We start from the raw sequence: 17,641 nt of genomic DNA, 5'->3' as shown, positions 1-17,641 counted from the left end.
CTCACGGGCTCAGCCGCTCCACCCTCCAGCCCCCGTCGGCCCGTGCCACGTACCGCAGGCGGTCGTGCAGGCGGTTCTCCCGGCCCTGCCAGAACTCCACCGCCTGCGGGGCCACCCGGAAACCGCCCCAGTGCGGCGGCACCGGCACCTGCTCGCCCTCCGGGTAGCGGGCCGCGAGTTCCGCGTACGCCGTGTCCAGCTCCGTACGGTCCGCGAGCACCGAGGACTGGCCGCTCGCCCAGGCGCCCAGCTGGGAGCCGTGCGGCCGGGTGCGGAAGTAGGCGGCCGTCTCGTCCCGGCCGGTGCGCACCGCGACCCCGGTGACGATGACCTGCCGGGCCATCGGATGCCACGGGAACAGCAGCGAGACGTACGGGTTCCCGGCCAGCTCGCGCCCCTTGCGGGAGTCGTAGTTCGTGTAGAACACGAACCCCTGCTCGTCGAAGTGCTTCAGCAGCACCGTGCGGGAGCTGGGCCGGCCCTGCGCGTCCGCCGTGGAGACGACCATGGCGTTCGGTTCGAACAGCCCGCCGTCCGTCGCGGCCTGCTTGAACCAGCGCGCGAACTGCTCGACGGGGGTGGCGGCCAGATCGGTCTCGGAAAGCCCCTCGGCCCGGTACTGCTTGCGCATCGAGGCGAGAGCGAGGGGGACGGAGTCTCGGTCGGTCACGCCGTCATCCTGCCGCATGGAGGCATCCCGTGGGGACCCGGTGCCCAGGGTCCCGTATGGCACTGAGTGTCGTGACGCCTCCCCGAAAATGGCACTCAGGGATACAGTGCTGGTACTGATCCGGTTGGGTGACCGCCCACCGGGCATCACAGGAGTGACCGGTGGTGCCCCGGACCGCGAGTCCTCGCAGGGGACCGCGGATCCGCCGGGCGCCCACCCCGCTCCCGCCGACCGGCCCGCACGAGGCCGTCCCGCCCCCACGACACCACCCCCTTCACACCACCCCCTTCACACCACCCCCCTCACACCACCCCCCCCACGACAACACCATCCGTCGCCCACACCACGAGGAGCCGCCTGATGTCCGACTTCGCACCCGGGCTCGAAGGAGTCGTCGCGTTCGAGACGGAGATCGCCGAACCGGACAAGGAGGGCGGTGCCCTCCGGTACCGGGGCGTCGACATCGAGGATCTGGTCGGGCACGTCTCCTTCGGGAACGTCTGGGGCCTGCTCGTCGACGGCGCCTTCAACCCCGGCCTGCCGCCCGCCGAGCCGTTCCCGATCCCCGTCCACTCCGGTGACGTCCGCGTCGACGTCCAGTCCGCGCTCGCCATGCTGGCACCCGCGTGGGGCCTGAAACCGCTCCTCGACATCGACGCCGGGCAGGCCCGCGAGGACCTCGCCCGCGCCGCCGTCATGGCCCTCTCCTACGTCGCCCAGTCCGCACGCGGCCAGGGCCGGCCGATGGTCCCGCAGAGCGAGATCGACAAGGCGCACTCCATCGTCGAACGGTTCATGATCCGCTGGCGCGGCGAACCCGACCCCAAGCACGTCGCCGCCGTCGACGCGTACTGGACCTCGGCCGCCGAGCACGGCATGAACGCCTCCACCTTCACGGCCCGCGTCATCGCCTCCACCGGCGCGGACGTGGCCGCGGCCCTCTCGGGCGCCGTCGGCGCCATGTCGGGACCGCTGCACGGCGGAGCCCCCTCGCGGGTCCTCGGCATGATCGAGGAGATCGAGCGCACGGGCGACGCCGAGGCGTATGTGAAGCAGACCCTCGACCGGGGCGAACGCCTCATGGGCTTCGGCCACCGCGTCTACCGCGCCGAGGACCCGCGCGCCCGCGTCCTGCGCCGCACCGCGCGCGACCTGGGGGCCCCGCGCTTCGAGGTCGCCGAGGCCCTGGAGAAGGCCGCCCTGGCCGAACTCCACGCCCGCCGCCCCGACCGCGTCCTGGCCACCAACGTCGAGTTCTGGGCCGCCATCGTCCTCGACTTCGCCGAGGTCCCGGCCCACCTGTTCACCTCGATGTTCACCTGCGCCCGCACCGCGGGCTGGTCGGCCCACATCCTGGAGCAGAAACGCACCGGCCGCCTGGTCCGCCCCTCCGCCCGCTACATCGGTCCGGGCAGCCGCGGCCCGCGCGAGATCGAGGGCTACGCGGACCTCGGCCGCTGAGTGCGGGGGTGCTGGGATCCCGGGGCTCCGAGACCTCGGGTCCCGGGACCCCGGGACCCCGGAAATGCAGACGACCCGCGAGTCTGGCCCTCCGGAGGAGGGGCCGGCCGGACGTACCGGCGACTCGCGGGTCGGGTGACTGCGTTGGGTTAGGCCGGTTGCGTGTATCTCGCACACGCCGGTCCGGCGCCGAACCGAGTACGGCGACGGGCTACTGGCCCGCAGCCACCTCTTCCGTCCGGTACTCATACATCTGCCGAACCACCTCCTCTCCGAAGTACCGCCAGCCTAAGAAGCGATTCCTTCCGGAGCAACCACTTTTTTCCGGCGGTCCCGAGGGCCGGTGGCGGCCGGTGCCGTCGGATGCCGAGCGGCTGCTTCAGCGGGTCGACGGCGAAGGGGGCGAGGAGGGCCCCGCGGCGTTCCACGGCAGCCGGTGCGCCTCGCGGCCCCCGCCCGGGCAGGCCTTGACGACCACGACGGTCAGGAAGGCGGGGACGGTGGGCTCGAGGCGGTCCCACGATTTCCTCGATGTTGAGTGAATCCGATGTGTGCCGGGTCACGTTCAAGTTGAATGATTGCAAGTGAGCCGACCGATGTGCCGTACGTGCGGACACAGCCTGCAGGGGGTCCAGGTGAGTGCTTCCCGGCGTAGTGGGGCCACCGACGAACTGGGGCCCGACGAGCCCGGGCGGGAGAGTCCGGGTGGGTCCGGGCGGGAGAGCCCGGCCGGGTCCGATCTGCTGGCCGCGTTGCTGGACGGCATGGACGCCGCCCTGTGCGCCCTCGACGCGGACGGGGTGGTGACGCACTGGAACCGGGAGGCGGAGCGCGTCCTCGGGTGGACCGCGGCCGAGGCGGTGGGCCGGCCGGGGTTCGCCGGGTGGGCGGTGCGCGGCGCCGACGCCGCGGAGGTGGAGGCGCGGCTGATGTCGGCCATGCGCGCGCCGGGCCGGCAGGTGCACGAGTTCGCGCTGCTGACGAAGGACGGCGGCCGGGTGCTGGTGCGGACGCAGTCCGCGGCCGTGCGCGGGCCGGACGGGAAGCCGGCGGGCGTGTACTGCGCGTTCAGCGAGGTGCACGCGCAGATCGACCTGGAACGGTCGATCGCGCTGAGCGAGGCGCTGCTGGAGGACGCGAGCTGGGGCGTCGTGCTGGTCGACGCCGATCTGCGGCCCGCCGTGGTGAACCCGCACGCGGCCCGCGCGCTCGGCACGGGACGCGGGTCCGTGCTGGGACGGCCGCTCGGGGAGCTGCTGTCCCAGGGGGTGGAGGAGCTGGAGAGCGCGCTCACCCATGTGCTGGCCGAGGGCGCCCCGCCCGCGCCCGCCGACATCTGGGTGAGCGTGCGGGAACCGGAGGGCGAGCGGCGGCGGTGCTGGCGGTGCGGATTCGTGCGGCTGTCGTCGCCGCTGGCGGAGGAGCCGGTGCCGCTCGGCGTGGGCTGGCTGTTCCAGGACGTCACCGAGTCCCGGCAGGGCGAGCAGGAGGCGTCGCTGCTGCGGTTCCGCGCACAGCAGCTGCACCGGGCGGCGCGGGCGGCGGCCGAGTGCGAGGACCCGGCGGAGGCGGTCACCGTCCACCTGGACTTCGCGCTGGCCGGATTCGCCGACCACGCGCTGATCGACCGGGTGGCCGACCCGGGGCCCGAGGGGACGGCGGGCGAGGGGGAGAGCGCCGGGCGGGTCCGGCTGGTGCGGATCGCGGCCACCCCCTCCGGGGCGCCGGGGCCGAGCAGACTGGCCGGGCGGGCGGGGCTGCCGGCGCGGTACCGCGAGGGGCATCCGGCGCTGCAGTGCGTGGAGCGGGCCGGCTCGGTGCGGGCCGACGCGGGGGCGGTACCGGCGGAGGAGGCGCGGGTGTGGGCGGTGTCCCGGCAGTGGCCGGCGGACGCGGCACACGCCCTGTGCACGGTGCTGCGCAGCCGCGGCCGGACACTGGGCGCCGTGACGTTTCTGCGCGGTCCGGGCCGGAACGCGTTCGAACGCTCCGACGCGATGTACGCGGAGGACGTGGCCGCGCGCATCGCCACGGCCCTGGACCTGGCGGGGACCACCGGGCAGCGGGAGTGACGGCGGGTTCTCAGCGCCGGTAGAAGATCCGGTCGGCGTACTGGTCCATGACGCGGCGGTTCCAGTCGTGGCCGCCGTCGACGTTGCCGGAGCGCAGGAGCGGGGGCTCGACGCCCCGGTCGGCCAGGGAGGCGGCGGCGGTGGCCACCACCGCCTGGAGCAGGGCCGTGGCGACGACGGTGGAGGCGGGGGCGAAGGGGGCGGGGACGTCGTCCAGGGTGAGTTCCGCGTCGCCGACCGCGATCTTGGAGTCCAGGACGAGGTCGCAGTGGTCCTTCAGGAACGTCCCCGACGCGTGCCGGGACGTCGTCTGTGCCGCGTACGCCACCGAGGTCACGCCGATGACCTTCATGCCCAGGGCGCGGGCGTTCACGGCCATCTCCACCGGGAGCGCGTTGCGCCCGGACAGGGAGACGATCACCAGGGCGTCGCCCGCGCGGGCCGGTGACGCGTCGAGCACGACGCTCGCGAGGCCGTCGACGCGTTCGAGGGCGGAGCCGAGGGTGGCCGGCATCACGTCGACGCCGACGACCCCCGGGACGGCGAGCAGGTTCATCAGGGCGAGCCCGCCCGCGCGGTAGACGACGTCCTGCGCGGCGAGCGAGGAGTGGCCGGCGCCGAAGGCGAAGAGGCGCCCGCCGTCCGCGACCGTGTCCGCGAGCAGGGCGCCCGCGGCCGCCACGGAGTCGGCCTCCTCGTCGCGGACCCGGTGCAGCAGGTCGATCGCGGCGTCGAGGAACCGGTCGGCCGGCGTGCGGTCGCTCATGGAGGACCATCCCTTCGCGGTGGGCTGCTGCGGATCACCGTGCGGTTCGGACCAGTGCCGTGTCAACAGGGCGGCGGGGGCCGGGCAGACCCCCGCGGAGGAGCCCGTCCGCCCGGTGAATGCCCGGCGTTCGCACGGCGTGCCCCGGTTGTCGGCGCGATGGGTCAGAATTGAGTCCAGGGCCAGCGCATGCGCCGGTGAGCCGTCCAGCCTCCGGCAGAGCCAATCGCAGATCTCATCGAGGGGCACGTATGTCCGGACTGATCGACACCACGGAGATGTATCTCCGCACCATCCTCGAGCTGGAGGAGGAAGGCGTGGTCCCCATGCGCGCCCGGATCGCCGAGCGGCTCGACCAGAGCGGGCCGACGGTCAGCCAGACGGTGGCCCGGATGGAGCGTGACGGCCTGGTGTCCGTCGCCAGCGACCGGCATCTGGAGCTGACGGAGGAGGGCCGGCGGCTGGCCACCCGGGTGATGCGCAAGCACCGCCTCGCCGAGTGTCTGCTCGTCGACGTGATCGGCCTGGAGTGGGAGCAGGTGCACGCCGAGGCCTGCCGCTGGGAGCACGTGATGAGCGAGGCCGTCGAGCGTCGTGTGCTGGAGCTGCTGCGGCACCCGACCGAGTCGCCCTACGGCAACCCGATCCCGGGCCTGGAGGAGCTGGGCGAGAAGGACGGCGCCGTTCCGTTCCTGGACGAGGGCATGGTCTCCCTGGCCGACCTCGACCCGGGGGTGGAGGGCAAGACGGTCGTGGTGCGCCGGATCGGCGAGCCGATCCAGACGGACGCGCAGCTGATGTACACGCTGCGCCGCGCGGGCGTGCAGCCCGGCTCGGTGGTCAGTGTGACGGAGTCGGCGGGCGGTGTGCTGGTGGGCAGCGGCGGCGAGGCGGCCGAGCTGGAGGCGGACGTCGCCTCCCACGTGTTCGTCGCCAAGGCCTGAGGGCCGGGGCCCCTCGCCGCAGCGCCTCGGCACCGCGCCGCCTCGGCGCTTCAGCACCTCAGCATCGGCCTGAAACCCCAACTCGTCCGCCTCGGCGGGGAGTTGGGGTTTCGGTGCGATCGCGCCGAATCCGGGATCCGCTGCGCCGAAGGGCAGCGCTCGCCGGGTTCACGTGCGAGGCTGTCGCGTGAGGCATATGACGCGAGGGGCTCTTGGCCGGGCCCGGCACGACGCCGCCCGGCCGGGGAGGGGCGGAGGATGTGCCGTGAGTGTGCGAGGGGCCCCGGCGCCGTGCGGCGCCGGGGCCTGCCCTCCCCGGTGTCGACCCGGAGCCCCGAGCTCCCAGGGTCGTTCCCCTCGAACCGTTTTCCCCGAGCGGCTCGCCTCCCGCTGAAGATCTCCCCTCGACCGCGACGGTCAATCCTCGAGGGGTGTCACTCGATCGAGGGGTGTTGGCGGCGAGAACGGGGTTCTCGAAAGCGCATTCGATAATCTGTGCGGAGCGACGACAGCAGGCAGGGCAAGCAGCACGGCAGGCAGCGAGCTTGGGGGTGCCAACACGATGGCGCGACGCATCGACGTGACGGGGGCGGACGGCGTAGGGCTCGCCGCCTGGGAGTTCGGCGATCCCCCCAAGACCGCCGGCGACCCGGCGGAGCCCGCTGCCGGGAACAGGTCCGTGCTGTTACTGCACGGGCTCATGGGGCGGGCCTCGCACTGGGCGTCCACCGCCCGCTGGCTCTCCGGGCGGTACCGGGCCGTCGCCCTCGACCAGCGTGGCCACGGCCGCAGCGACAAGCCCGCGCAGGCCTCGTTCACCCGGGACGCCTATGTCGACGACGCCGAGGCCGCCCTGGAGCAGCTGGAGCTCGGCCCGACCGTCCTCATCGGCCACGCGATGGGCGCGCTGACCGCCTGGCAGCTGGCCGCCAAGCGGCCGGACCTGGTGCGCGGGGTGGTCATCTGCGACATGCGGGCCTCCGCGCTCGGCGCCGCCTCGCAGCGCGAGTGGGCCCAGTGGTTCAAGGCCTGGCCCCTTCCGTTCGCCACGCTCGCCGACGTACGCAAGTGGTTCGGTGAGGACGACCCCTGGGTGGAGCGGCCGAACCCGGCCCGCGGTGAGTTCTACGCCGAGGTGATGGCCGAGTCCTCCGACGGGTGGCGGCCGGTCTTCGACCCGGAGCAGATGCTCCGCTCCCGCGAGACCTGGGTCTACGACGCGCACTGGGAGGAGCTGGCCCAGGTGCGGTGCCCCACCCTGGTGGTCCGCGGCCTCGACGGCCAACTGGGGCGTGCGGAGGCCCAGGAGATGGTCCGCGTCCTGCCCCGCGGCCGGTACGCGGAGGTGGCCGACGCCGGCCACCTGGTCCACTACGACCAGCCGGAGGCCTGGCGGGCGGCGATCGAGCCGTTCCTGGACACCGTCCGGGCCGACTGAGCTTGTCGGCCCCGGCCGACCCGGCCGACCCGGCCGACCCGGCCGACCCGGCCGACCCGGCCGACCCGGCCGACCCGGCCGACCCGGTCGGTTTGGTCGTCCCGCTCGGTCCCGACGGTTTGGTCGCCCCGGTTGGTCCCGACGGTCCGGTCGCCCCGGTCGTCCCGGTCGGTCCTGGCGGTCCGGTCGGTTCGGTCGGTCCTGGCGGTCCGGTCGTCCCGGTCGGTCCTAACGGCCCGGTCGGTCCCGATGGTCCGGTCGCCCCGGTCGGTTCGGTCGGTTCGGTCGGTCCTGGCGGTCCTGACGGGCCGGTCGGTCCTAACGGCCCGGTCGGTCCTGGCGGTCGCGGCGGTCCTGGCGGTCGCGGCCGCAGGCGTAGGCGAGGGGGGAGATCAGCTCCGCCGCGTCCGGCAGCCAGCGGTTCGCCGGGGTCGGCCTGCTGGCCCACTGCACGGCCCCCTTGGAGCCGAACCGCGTGGGCGGCGCCGCCACGTACGCCCCCTCGCCCCGCACGCTCAGATCGAGCGGGGACAGCGACCAGCCCAGGGAGCGGACCAGGCCCGGCACCTTCGCCGAGGTACCGGGGAGCACGAAGAACTCCATGCGCCCGGCCGGACTCAGGGTCACCGGACCGAGTGTCAGCCGCATCCGCTCCAGCCGGGCCAGCGCCAGGAACCCGGCCGTCTCGGGGACGGAGATCGTGTCGAAGGCCTGGCCGGTGGGCAGCAGGATCGAGGCCGTCGGCCACATCTGCCACATGCGGCGAACGGTGCTCGCGCTGCCGGTCGCCTGGGCCGCCCAGTCCGCGCGCGCCGGGTGCGCGCCGGGCGCCGGGCACTCCGCGCTGCCGCACGAGCAGCGGTGCACCCCGTTGAGGGCCTCCAGCCAGGTGCCCGCGAACACGTCCCAGTGCCGCTCCTCGGTATAACGCACCGCGGTCTCCAGCAGGGTCTCCCCGCGCTGCTTCGGAATGTGTCCGGCGCCGGTGCCCGGGATCGTCTCTTCCACGATGAACACAACTACGTCCGTCACCAGGGGTTACGCCCGCAGCCATGCGCGGGGGAGGAGCACTTGCTCCGCGCCCGGGGCGCATGGGTGCATCCGCGGGGGCGCGCAAGGGGATCCGCGGTCCCGGCTGGGTAGCCAGCAGTGGGCGGCCGGGCGGGGCGGACATCGACCGTTACCCCGGCAATCCGTACATGCCTCGCATCTTCGGCGCCTCGGCGGGGCATTGATCTTCAGGGCCGGAACTTTTGCTCCTGGTCGAGAGGAGTTGTCAGGAGATGCCGGGTCTCCGGCCGCGGAAGACACGTCAACTCGGTGCGCGGGCAGGCACCGCAGCCACAGGGGGTATGCCATGGCCGCAAGGCCTCTCGTCGCGCGGCAGCCGAACGAACGACTGCAGGCGCTCATCCAGGAAGCCGGGTGCTCCAACGCCGGGCTGGCCCGCAGGGTCAACCTGTGCGGCGCCGAACACGGCCTCGACCTGCGCTACGACAAGACGTCGGTGGCCCGTTGGCTCCGCGGACAGCAGCCGCGGGGCCGGGCGCCGGCGATCATCGCGGAGGCGCTCGGACGCAAACTGGGCCGCACGGTCACGATCGACGAGATCGGCATGGCCAACGGCAAGAACCTCGCGTCGGGCGTCGGTCTCCAGTTCTCGCCGACGGTACTGGGGGCCATCGAGCAGGTCTGCGAGCTGTGGCGCAGCGACGTGGGCCGGCGGGACTTCCTGTCCGGCTCCTCCGTCGCCGCGTCCGCCCTGGTGGAGCCGAGCCGGGACTGGCTGATCTCCGCCCCCGACCCGCAGGTGGCGCGCTCGGTCGGGCCGCGGGTCGGGCGGTCCGACGTGGCGGCCGTGCGGTCGATGACGCAGGCCCTGGTGGACCTGGACCACCAGTACGGCAGCGGGCACGTGCGTCCGGTCGTCGTGCACTACCTCAACAGCGTCGTCTCGGGGCTGCTCGCGGGGTCGTACCGGGAGGCCGTGGGGCGGGAGTTGTTCGCGGCGGTCGCCCGGCTGACCGAACTCGCCGGGTACATGGCGGTCGACACCGGGCAACCGGGCCTCGCCCAGCGCTACTACATCCAGGCGCTGCGGCTGGCCCAGGCGGCCGGCGACCGCGGCTACGGCGGGTACGTACTCGCCGCCTCCATGAGCCATCTGGCCGCGCAGCTCGGAAACCCGCGGGAGATCGCGCAGTTGGCGCGTGCCGCGCAGGAGGGCGCGCGGGGCCGGGCGACACCCCGCGCGCAGGCCATGTTCCGCGCGGCGGAGGCGCGCGGGCACGCCCTGATGGGCGACGCGCACGCCGCGCAGATCGCGATCGGGCAGGCGATCAGTGCCATGGAGGCGGCCGAACCGGCGTCGGGGGACGACCCCGTGTGGATCGCGCACTTCGACGAGGCCTACCTGGCCGACGAGTTGGCGCACTGCCACCGGGACCTGGGACAGGCCGAGGCGGCCGCGCGGTGCGCGCTCGAGGCCCTGGCCGGGCATCCGGAGTCCCGGGCACGGCGCCGGGCGATCGGCTATGTCCTGCTGGCCACCGCGCAGGTGCAGCAGCGGGAGGTCGAGCAGGCCTGCAGTACGGGCCTTAAGGCGGTGGAGCTGCTCGACGGGCTCAGGTCGAACCGCGGTGTCGAGTACCTGGAGGACTTCCGGCAGCGACTGGAGCCGTATCAGGAGGAGCCGGTGGTGCGGGAGTTCGGAGCCCGCGTCGTCCTCCCGGCCGCGGCATGAGCAGGGCCAGGGACAGGACAGGGACATGGGCATGAGCAGGGGGCGAGTACTGGTACATGTACCAGTACTCGCACGCGCGGTGGCGGCGTCCGCGGGTGAACGGGGCGGGCTCCTGCGGTGAACGGACGGCCGACGCGGGGCGGAGGTGAGGAAGAGGCCATGAACAGCGTGGGGCGACCTGGTTCTGTTACCGCGGTCACAGGGCAGGAGCGCGGGCCCCGTGCTGCGTGGCACCGGGCTCCGGGGACCCGGTAGCGTGAGCCGACGATTCACAAGGTCCCCCATGTGTAGGAGTCCCGGTGACACAGAGTGGACAGGGCGAGGAGCCCTCGGCGCGCCCCGCGCGCGAAGGCATCGTGCTGCCCTCCGACGGTGGTGAGCCCCTGCTGCCGGGCATGCCGGGCGGTACGGGAGGGCAGGCGCCCGCCTCGGCGCCGTCCGGCGGCCAGACCTGGGGGACGCCCTGGGGGCCGGAGGAGCAGCAGTCGGCCCCGGCGCAGGGCCAGGGCTGGCAGTCCCCGCCCGCGCAGCAGTGGGGCGCGCAGGAGCCGGCCCCCTGGGGCGCGCAGGACCCGGCCGCGAGCGGGCCCGCCCAGGGGCAGCCCGGTCCGGGGCCGCTGCCGCCCGAGGGCGGGCAGGCCCCGGCGTACGGCGCCCACACCTCGTACGCCCCGATGCCGCCGCAGAACGGTTCCTCCTACGGCGCTCCCGCCGTCGACGCGTACGGCTCCGCCGCGGGCGCGCTGCCCGACGGGTCGGAGGGGGCCACCCAGTTCCTGCCGCCGGTGCCCGCCGCCCCCATGGACGAGGCCGCGACGCAGTACATACCCCCGGTGGGCCCGGGGGCGCTGCCCCCCGAGATGCCCGCCGCACACGACGAGGCGGCCCGGTACCAGGGCCTGTCCGCGCAGGGCGCGGGCAACCCCGACGCCGAGGCCACCCAGTTCATGGCCCCGGTGACCGACCTGCCCCAGGGAGCCCCGTACGGGGCCGCACCCGGCGCTCCGGTCGGCGCCGCGGCCGACGAGGGGAACCGGCAGCCGCCCGCCGAGTTCGACAACCTCTTCCGCGGCGCGGGCGGCGACCCGGGCTCGGCCGGTTCCACCCAGCAGCTTCCCCGCATCGAGCACCCGCACCCCGCCCCCGCCCCGCCCGGCCGGGGCGGCGGCGGGGGCCGGCGTGCCGTCCGGGAGGGCGGCGGCGGCCGGAGCGGCAGTACGGGGTCACGGGTGCCGCTCATCGCGGCGGTCGGTGTCGGTCTCGCCGTCCTGGGCATCGGCGCGGGCGCGCTGCTCGGCAGCGGAGAGGACAACGGCAAGAAGCAGCCCGTCTCCGCCACCGCCCCCGCTCCCGCCCCCGCCGAGGAGGAGCCCGAGGCCGAGCCCTCCCCCACCGTCGACCCGGTCCGGGAGCAGGCCGTGGAGCTGGACAAGCTGCTGGCCGTCAGCGGCGACAGCCGGACCGCCGTGATCAACGCGGTGGCCGACGTGAAGGCCTGCCGCAATCTCGACCAGGCGGCCAAGGACCTGCGGGACGCGGCCGACCAGCGCAACCAGCTGGTCACCGACCTCTCCGACATCGAGGTGGACAAGCTGCCCGACCACCAGGCGCTGAGCGCCGCGCTCACCAAGGCGTGGCAGGCCTCGGCGTCGGCCGACGACCACTACGCGGCCTGGGCCGACCAGGTGGCGGGCAAGAAGGGCTGCAAGAAGGGCCAGGCCCGCACGACCGGTCAGACCCAGGCGGGCAACCGGGAAAGCGGCACCGCGACGGAGGAGAAGACCAAGGCGGCCGCGCTGTGGAACGTGATCGCCAAGCAGTACGGCCTGACCGAGCGGCAGCCGACCCAGCTGTGACCGGCTGGTGAGGGCGGGGGCGGAGGAACAGCAGGGGGGCCCGGGCCCCGCCCGGTCCCCGTCGCGCCCCCGCGCGTCACACCACGTCGGCCTTGCGCAGGGTGTCCGTCACATCGATGAAGCCCTCGCTGCCCGCCACCAGCCGCCCGTCCCTGACCTCCTGCAGGGTCACGTTGGCGTTGACCAGCCGCGGGAAGCCGACGGCGGCCAGCTTGTCCTGGAAATGCCAGCGCAGGGTGGGGGTGAGGCCGCCCGTCTCGACCTTCAGCCCCTTGTTCAGCGTCCGGGTCACGCTGCCCGAGCTCACCTCCTCGTCGCCGAGCGACTCGAGGACCTGCTTCAGCACGGTGTAGGCGATGCAGGTGGTCTGCACCCCGGTGTCGGCGGGGTCGATCCGGTTGTCGCCGAACGCCTCCTTCTTGATCACGTCCTTCATCGGGTCCCAGAGCGCGTCGCTCGACGCCGGGTACCAGCCGGTCACGTACGACCCCTCGTACGGGCTCGACGCGCCGCCGGACGTGTTGATCGTCGTCTGGTCGACGCTGCCCATCACGGTCGCGGTGCGCACGTCGGGGTAGTCGGCGCGGGCCCGCCGGAAGGAGTCCATGAAGGTGCCGGTGCGGTCGCCGAGCGCGGGCACCACGCAGCCCGGGGCCTCCGGGTCGGTGGTGCTGGTCTCCAGGGCCTGCTTCGACTGCCCCGCGTACTCGGTGGCCTCCTCCTCCGCCCGCTGGTCCGCGGTCGGCTCGTGGCCGCCGGCCGTCAGGCCCGAGTTGAGCAGCGGGGGCAGCTGGTCGCCCGCGATGGTGTCCGGCCGGATCAGGGTGACCGGCCCGCAGGAGTCGGCGAGGGCGCGGCCGAGACCGGCCAGCAGCGCGGGCTGGCCGCCGTTGACGGGGTAGGACAGCGGGCTGGTGAACTCGTCGGTGGTGATGCCGTAGCCGCCGATGTACGGGATGCCGGCCCCTTCGAGGGTGGGCAGGAAGTCGTCGGCGTGCTGACTGTACGAGCCGACGACCGCGACGGCGTTCTCCCTGACCGCGGTCCGGGCGCACCGCGCGGCGGCCACACTGTCGTTGCGCTCGTTGCAGGTGAGGACGTTGAGCTTGCGGCCGTTGATGCCGCCCTCGGAGTTCACCCAGCGGGCGTAGGCGCGGGCGAAGGCGGGCATGCCGGGCTTGTTGGTGGCCTTGGTCTCCTCGGGGGCCCAGGTCATGACGGTGATCGAGTCGTCGTCGACCCCCGAGGAGCCGGGGACGGCCCCGCAGCCGGCGGCGAGCGTCATCGCCGCCAGCGCGCCCGTGGTCATGACGCCGGCTCCGAACGGCCGGGAGCGGTGGCGGGAGAGGGAACTGCTGCGAATGCGACTGCCGGTCATGCTCACGCACGATTCCCTCACATCGCCAACCCGTGGGTGACCCATGGTCAACGAGTGGTGACGCGGAAGTGAATTAAGGGGGCGGTGTGACCTCCGGGGAGGGGAAACGTACGATCGATGACCGTGCAAGGTTCGGAGAACTCTTCCCGCCGCGGTCGTCGCTCGTCCACCATGGGCGGCATGCCACTCAACGACATGCCATGGTGGCGCTGGCGCAGCAATGTGCGCTCCGCGCTGCACATGCTCTCCGACCCCGGGTTCCAGCAGGGCGTCTGGCTGGCCGGGGTGGACGGCTACGGTGACGTCACCGACGCGGTCTACCGGCTGGTCGAGGACACCTGGCTGGACAACTGGTCCGCCGAGAAGTACGTCGGCACGATCTTCCGCGACTCCCAGGAGGCGGCGCTCGTCGACACCGCGGTGCTGCGGGTGCTGCGGATCATGCACCAGGTCGGTCCGGACGCACCGGTCACCGCCTACCTCGAGCACGAGGGATGGCCGGACGCGGTACGGGCCGCGCGGGACGCGCACGTGCGGCTGGCGGTGAGCGACGGGGAGGACCCCGACGCCGCGCCGCGGACCCTCGAGGCGCTGCACATCCTCACGCGGTCCGCTTAGCGGGACGGCTCCTCGTCCGTGATCCGCGTGTGGGACCCTTTTCGGCATGAGTGAGCAGCCCATTCGAACAGAGGCCCCGGCCGATCAGTACGTCCTGACCCTGTCCTGCCCCGACAAGCAGGGCATCGTGCACGCCGTGTCGAGCTATCTGTTCATGACCGGTTGCAACATCGAGGACAGCCAGCAGTTCGGCGACCACGACACCGACCTGTTCTTCATGCGGGTCCACTTCTCCGCCGACGCACCGGTCACCGTGGACAAGCTGCGGGCGAGTTTCGCGGCGATCGGCGACTCGTTCCGGATGGACTGGCAGATCAACCGGGCCGACGAGAAGATGCGCATCCTGCTGATGGTCAGCAAGTTCGGCCACTGCCTGAACGACCTGCTCTTCCGCGCCCGGATCGGCGCGCTGCCGGTGGAGATCGCCGGAGTGGTGTCCAACCACACCGACTTCGAGGAACTGGTGGCCTCGTACAACATCCCCTTCCACCACCTTCCGGTGACGAAGGACACCAAGGCGGAGGCCGAGGCGAAGCTGCTGGAGATCGTGCGCGAGGAGGACGTCGAACTCGTCGTGCTCGCCCGCTACATGCAGGTCCTCTCGGACGACCTGTGCAAGCAGCTCTCGGGACGGATCATCAACATCCACCACTCCTTCCTGCCGAGCTTCAAGGGCGCGAAGCCGTACCACCAGGCGCACGTCCGGGGCGTGAAACTGATCGGCGCCACCGCGCACTACGTCACCGCCGACCTCGACGAGGGCCCGATCATCGAGCAGGAGGTCGAGCGGGTGGGGCACGGCGTCACCCCGGACCAGCTCGTGGCCGTCGGCCGCGACGTGGAGTGCCAGGCGCTGGCGCGCGCGGTGAAGTGGCACGCGGAACGCCGCATCCTGCTGAACGGGCGGCGGACGGTGGTCTTCGCCTGAGGGCCGGCTACATCCTGCTCAGTGAGGCCGCCGCCAGGAGGACCTCACTGATCGCCTCCTTGTCGCCGACCTGCCCGGCGGCGGCCTCCCGCGGGGACACGTGGCCCGCCGCCAGACGGCAGAACTCCGAGCCGTCGAGGGCGATGTGGGCCACCTCGTGCTCGGCGGAGCCGAGGGCGGCGGGGGAGTCCAGCGGGATCAGCCACTCCCCGCCGCCGGACCCCTCGATCTCCAGCCGCAGGCTCCGCCCCGGCGCGCCGGCCGCGACCAGCCGCCGCCCGCCGGGCGCCTTCGGCCCGGAGCGGCGGCGCGCCTCCAGGACGGCCGGCAGCATCCGCGCGGCCAGGTCCACCATGCGGTGCAGATGCCGTCCGGTGGGCGGCTCGTACGGGTAGTCCACCGCCTCGGCGATGTCCTCCGCGTGCACCCAGCACTCGAAGGCGCGGTCCAGCATCGCGTCGTGCAGCGGCAGCTCGAAGTCGCCGTACGGCACGGTCATCCGCCCGGCCCGGCCGCCCGTGAAGGAGACGGTCCGCACCAGGTCGTGGGTCTGCGCACGCCAGGGCGCCCGTATGGAGCGGGTGGGCGGGGGATGGGCGGCACTCCAGTACGCCTCGGTGCGGGCCGACGGGGTGGGCCGCTCGGCCGGCACTCCGTCGAGCGGGTCGTCCAGCCCGAGGGCGACCGCGACCAGGCCGTCGACGGTCAGCAGATGCGCGATGACCCCGGCGACCGTGGTGCGGCGGGTGGTCGCCTCGTCGGCCTCGTACCAGCGCAGCCGCACGGGTGCGTGCCACTCGGTGTCGCCGAAGTCCTGGAGCAGCGCGTCCAGCCGGGCCGTCTCGGCGTCGTAGGCGGCGGCCCAGTCGGGTACGGGGATGCGCGGCGGGCGCCGCTTGAGGCAGGACTCCAGGACGCGGGTGCGCAGCCCCGGGTCCAGATCGAGGCTCTCGGGGCGCTGCAGCAGCCCGACCGCGCCGCGCAGGCGCAGCGCCTCGTCGGCGCAGGCCCCGCACTCGCCGAGGTGCTCCTCGACGGCCGCCGTCTCCTCCGGCGCGCAGGCGGCCAGCGCCCACGCGCCCAGCAGCGACTTCAGCACCCGGTGCTCCAGCACCGGCGGCCCCCCGCCCTCACGCGTACCGTCCGCCCCGTTTCCCGGGGCCGTGGATTCACCCGTGGCGGCGGGGGCGGGGGCGGGGGCGGTATCGGGGTCGTCGGCGGACGGCTCGAGGCGGTCGTCGCTCACGCCGCACCCCCGATGCCGGGCGGGGCGCCCAGCCGGGCCGTCTCGGTGTCGTGGGCCGTGGCCAGCAGTTGCAGGCCCAGCCGGAGGCGGCGGCGGGCCTCGTCCTCGGTGACGCCGAGGTCGGCGGCGGTCTGCTGGTAGTCGCGGCGCTGGAAGTACGCCTGCTCCAGCGCCGCCCGCAGCGGCGCCGGCATGACCTGCACGATGTAGTCCGCGCGGGCGGCCACCGAGGCGTGGCGCACCTGGCGCTCCAGTTCCTCCGTGTCGCCGGGGGAGCCGTGGGCGCTGCGGGCGAGCGCCGCCGTCCTGGTGGCGCGCAGCCGCTCGACGGCCAGCCGGTGGGTCAGCTCGGCGACCCAGGTGCGCAGCGGGCCCTGCCGGGGGTCGTAGGTGTCCGGCCGTTCCCAGACGTGGGCGAAGACGTCGCGCGTGATGCCGTCGGCGGCGTGCTCGTCGCCGAGGACGCGATGGGCGAGGCCGTGCACGAGGGAGGCGAACCGGTCGTAGAACTCACCGAGCGCCGCGGCCTCCCCGCGGGCGAGCCGCCGCTGCATCGTGCGGTCCCAGTGAGGCGGTACGTCCCTTGTCGTCATGTGGCTCCCTTCACCCCCTGCTCCTCTCGGAACCCCGGGCCGGTCGTGCCCGGGGCCGGCGTCTGCCCGCAGGCTCCCTGAATGTAGTCGGCACGTCGGAGAACGCACGCCCCTTTGCGGCAATGTGCGCCCCCTGGCGAGCCGCAGGTGGTAGGGAGCCGTCCGCGGGCACGTCGGACGCCGCCCGGGGCACGCCTGCCCGGCCGCTCACCGATCGGAACCTGCTGAACCGGCTGAACCGGACTGAGCCAGACTGAGCCGTACGAGGCTGGACCGGATTTGAACTGAACTGATCTGAACCTATCGAATTGGATCGAAGCCGACTGAAACAAGCCTTTACTGTTCGGTAACGGTTTCTCGGGTCGCGTTTCAGGGCACGGCCGGTGGGCAGCCGCGCTGCAGGGAAGCGTAGGTTTTTCTTCCGTTTCGGCGAGCGAAGGGCGTGGTGGTGGCCTTCAAGGTGACCGACGGGCAGCAGGGCGAGTGGGCCGTGCTCCGGGTGTCGGGCGAGCTGGACCTGGTGACGTCGCCGGTACTGCGTCAGCGGGTGCACGACGCGGTGGCCGACGGCAGACACCGCCTCGTCCTCGACCTCTCCGAGGTGTGGTTCTGCGACTCCAGCGGCGTCGGGGTGCTCATAGCCGCCCGCCGGCTGCTGCGTTCCTGTCAGGGCAGTCTGCGGTTGATCCTGCCCGCCCAGGGGGCCGCCGACGGCAGTCACGTCAACCGGGTCCTCGGGGCGCTCGGCGTCCGCCGCCTCTTCGACGTGCATCCGGACGTCCCGTCCGCGGTGGGCGGGGACTCCCGCCCGCTGTCGGCCTGAGCCGACCGTGGACCCCGGAGTGCGCGCGCCACGGGCACCATGTGCACCGCACGTACCACGAAAAGTGCCGTGCGTCACAGGATTGGCCCGGAATTCTCCCGTTAT

Annotated in this window: 15 protein-coding genes; 9 read left to right on the top strand and 6 right to left on the bottom strand. The window is 73.4% G+C overall.

What is annotated here, in order from left to right:
• Nucleotide 1: 1 nt before the first annotated feature.
• Nucleotides 2-688, bottom strand: a complete 687-nt coding sequence (gene pdxH / locus ACWEQO_RS08770) for a pyridoxamine 5'-phosphate oxidase (RefSeq protein WP_279335362.1) — start codon at nucleotides 686-688, stop codon at nucleotides 2-4.
• A 342-nt stretch (nucleotides 689-1,030) separates the two neighbouring features.
• Between pdxH and ACWEQO_RS08765 the strand changes: the two genes are divergently transcribed.
• The gene (locus tag ACWEQO_RS08765; RefSeq protein WP_361451286.1) at nucleotides 1,031-2,131 is read left to right on the top strand and encodes a citrate synthase 2; all 1,101 of its coding nucleotides are present in this window, start codon (nucleotides 1,031-1,033) and stop codon (nucleotides 2,129-2,131) included.
• Between the two features lie 635 nt (nucleotides 2,132-2,766).
• A complete protein-coding gene (locus tag ACWEQO_RS08760; RefSeq protein WP_452980491.1) occupies nucleotides 2,767-4,203 on the top strand; it encodes a PAS domain-containing protein in 1,437 nt (478 codons plus the stop codon).
• A gap of 10 nt (nucleotides 4,204-4,213) precedes the next feature.
• On the opposite strand, the gene ACWEQO_RS08755 is transcribed toward ACWEQO_RS08760, so the two are convergent.
• A complete protein-coding gene (locus ACWEQO_RS08755) occupies nucleotides 4,214-4,969 on the bottom strand; it encodes an SIS domain-containing protein (protein WP_361451292.1) in 756 nt (251 codons plus the stop codon).
• A gap of 251 nt (nucleotides 4,970-5,220) precedes the next feature.
• Here ACWEQO_RS08755 and ACWEQO_RS08750 point away from each other — a divergent pair, with 251 nt between their 5' ends.
• Nucleotides 5,221-5,913, top strand: a complete 693-nt coding sequence (locus tag ACWEQO_RS08750) for a metal-dependent transcriptional regulator (RefSeq protein WP_361451295.1) — start codon at nucleotides 5,221-5,223, stop codon at nucleotides 5,911-5,913.
• Nucleotides 5,914-6,475: 562 nt separating this feature from the next.
• Complete coding sequence (locus ACWEQO_RS08745; protein ID WP_452980487.1) at nucleotides 6,476-7,351, top strand: alpha/beta fold hydrolase; 876 nt, start codon at nucleotides 6,476-6,478, stop codon at nucleotides 7,349-7,351.
• Between the two features lie 318 nt (nucleotides 7,352-7,669).
• Here the strand turns inward: ACWEQO_RS08745 and ACWEQO_RS08740 are convergent, their stop codons facing one another.
• Entirely contained in the window at nucleotides 7,670-8,368 is a 699-nt protein-coding gene (locus ACWEQO_RS08740; protein WP_361451408.1) for a bifunctional DNA primase/polymerase, read from the bottom strand.
• A 340-nt stretch (nucleotides 8,369-8,708) separates the two neighbouring features.
• On the opposite strand from ACWEQO_RS08740, the gene ACWEQO_RS08735 reads away from it, so the two are divergent.
• Nucleotides 8,709-10,094, top strand: a complete 1,386-nt coding sequence (locus ACWEQO_RS08735; protein ID WP_361451301.1) for a tetratricopeptide repeat protein — start codon at nucleotides 8,709-8,711, stop codon at nucleotides 10,092-10,094.
• A gap of 299 nt (nucleotides 10,095-10,393) precedes the next feature.
• The gene (locus tag ACWEQO_RS08730; RefSeq protein WP_452980483.1) at nucleotides 10,394-11,950 is read left to right on the top strand and encodes a hypothetical protein; all 1,557 of its coding nucleotides are present in this window, start codon (nucleotides 10,394-10,396) and stop codon (nucleotides 11,948-11,950) included.
• A gap of 76 nt (nucleotides 11,951-12,026) precedes the next feature.
• On the opposite strand, the gene ACWEQO_RS08725 is transcribed toward ACWEQO_RS08730, so the two are convergent.
• On the bottom strand, nucleotides 12,027-13,328 hold the full coding sequence (locus ACWEQO_RS08725) for an ABC transporter substrate-binding protein (protein ID WP_452980480.1): 1,302 nt from the start codon (nucleotides 13,326-13,328) through the stop codon (nucleotides 12,027-12,029).
• Between the two features lie 117 nt (nucleotides 13,329-13,445).
• On the opposite strand from ACWEQO_RS08725, the gene ACWEQO_RS08720 reads away from it, so the two are divergent.
• Nucleotides 13,446-13,946, top strand: a complete 501-nt coding sequence (locus ACWEQO_RS08720) for an SCO4402 family protein (RefSeq protein WP_361451310.1) — start codon at nucleotides 13,446-13,448, stop codon at nucleotides 13,944-13,946.
• Nucleotides 13,947-13,992: 46 nt separating this feature from the next.
• The gene (gene purU / locus ACWEQO_RS08715; RefSeq protein WP_361451313.1) at nucleotides 13,993-14,874 is read left to right on the top strand and encodes a formyltetrahydrofolate deformylase; all 882 of its coding nucleotides are present in this window, start codon (nucleotides 13,993-13,995) and stop codon (nucleotides 14,872-14,874) included.
• 7 nt (nucleotides 14,875-14,881) lie between these two features.
• On the opposite strand, the gene ACWEQO_RS08710 is transcribed toward purU, so the two are convergent.
• Both ACWEQO_RS08710 and ACWEQO_RS08705 read right to left on the bottom strand, forming a co-directional pair.
• On the bottom strand, nucleotides 14,882-16,120 hold the full coding sequence (locus ACWEQO_RS08710; protein ID WP_452980476.1) for a maleylpyruvate isomerase N-terminal domain-containing protein: 1,239 nt from the start codon (nucleotides 16,118-16,120) through the stop codon (nucleotides 14,882-14,884).
• A complete protein-coding gene (locus tag ACWEQO_RS08705) occupies nucleotides 16,117-16,713 on the bottom strand; it encodes a sigma-70 family RNA polymerase sigma factor (RefSeq protein ID WP_361451319.1) in 597 nt (198 codons plus the stop codon). Before ACWEQO_RS08705 ends, ACWEQO_RS08710 begins: the two co-directional genes overlap by 4 nt.
• 442 nt (nucleotides 16,714-17,155) lie before the next feature.
• On the opposite strand from ACWEQO_RS08705, the gene ACWEQO_RS08700 reads away from it, so the two are divergent.
• Nucleotides 17,156-17,536, top strand: a complete 381-nt coding sequence (locus ACWEQO_RS08700) for an STAS domain-containing protein (RefSeq protein ID WP_361451322.1) — start codon at nucleotides 17,156-17,158, stop codon at nucleotides 17,534-17,536.
• Nucleotides 17,537-17,641: the final 105 nt, after the last annotated feature.

The organism is Streptomyces sp. NPDC004051 (genome assembly GCF_053604275.1).
Note: the sequence above shows the minus strand (reverse complement) of the source record. Positions and strands in the feature narration are given on the sequence as shown.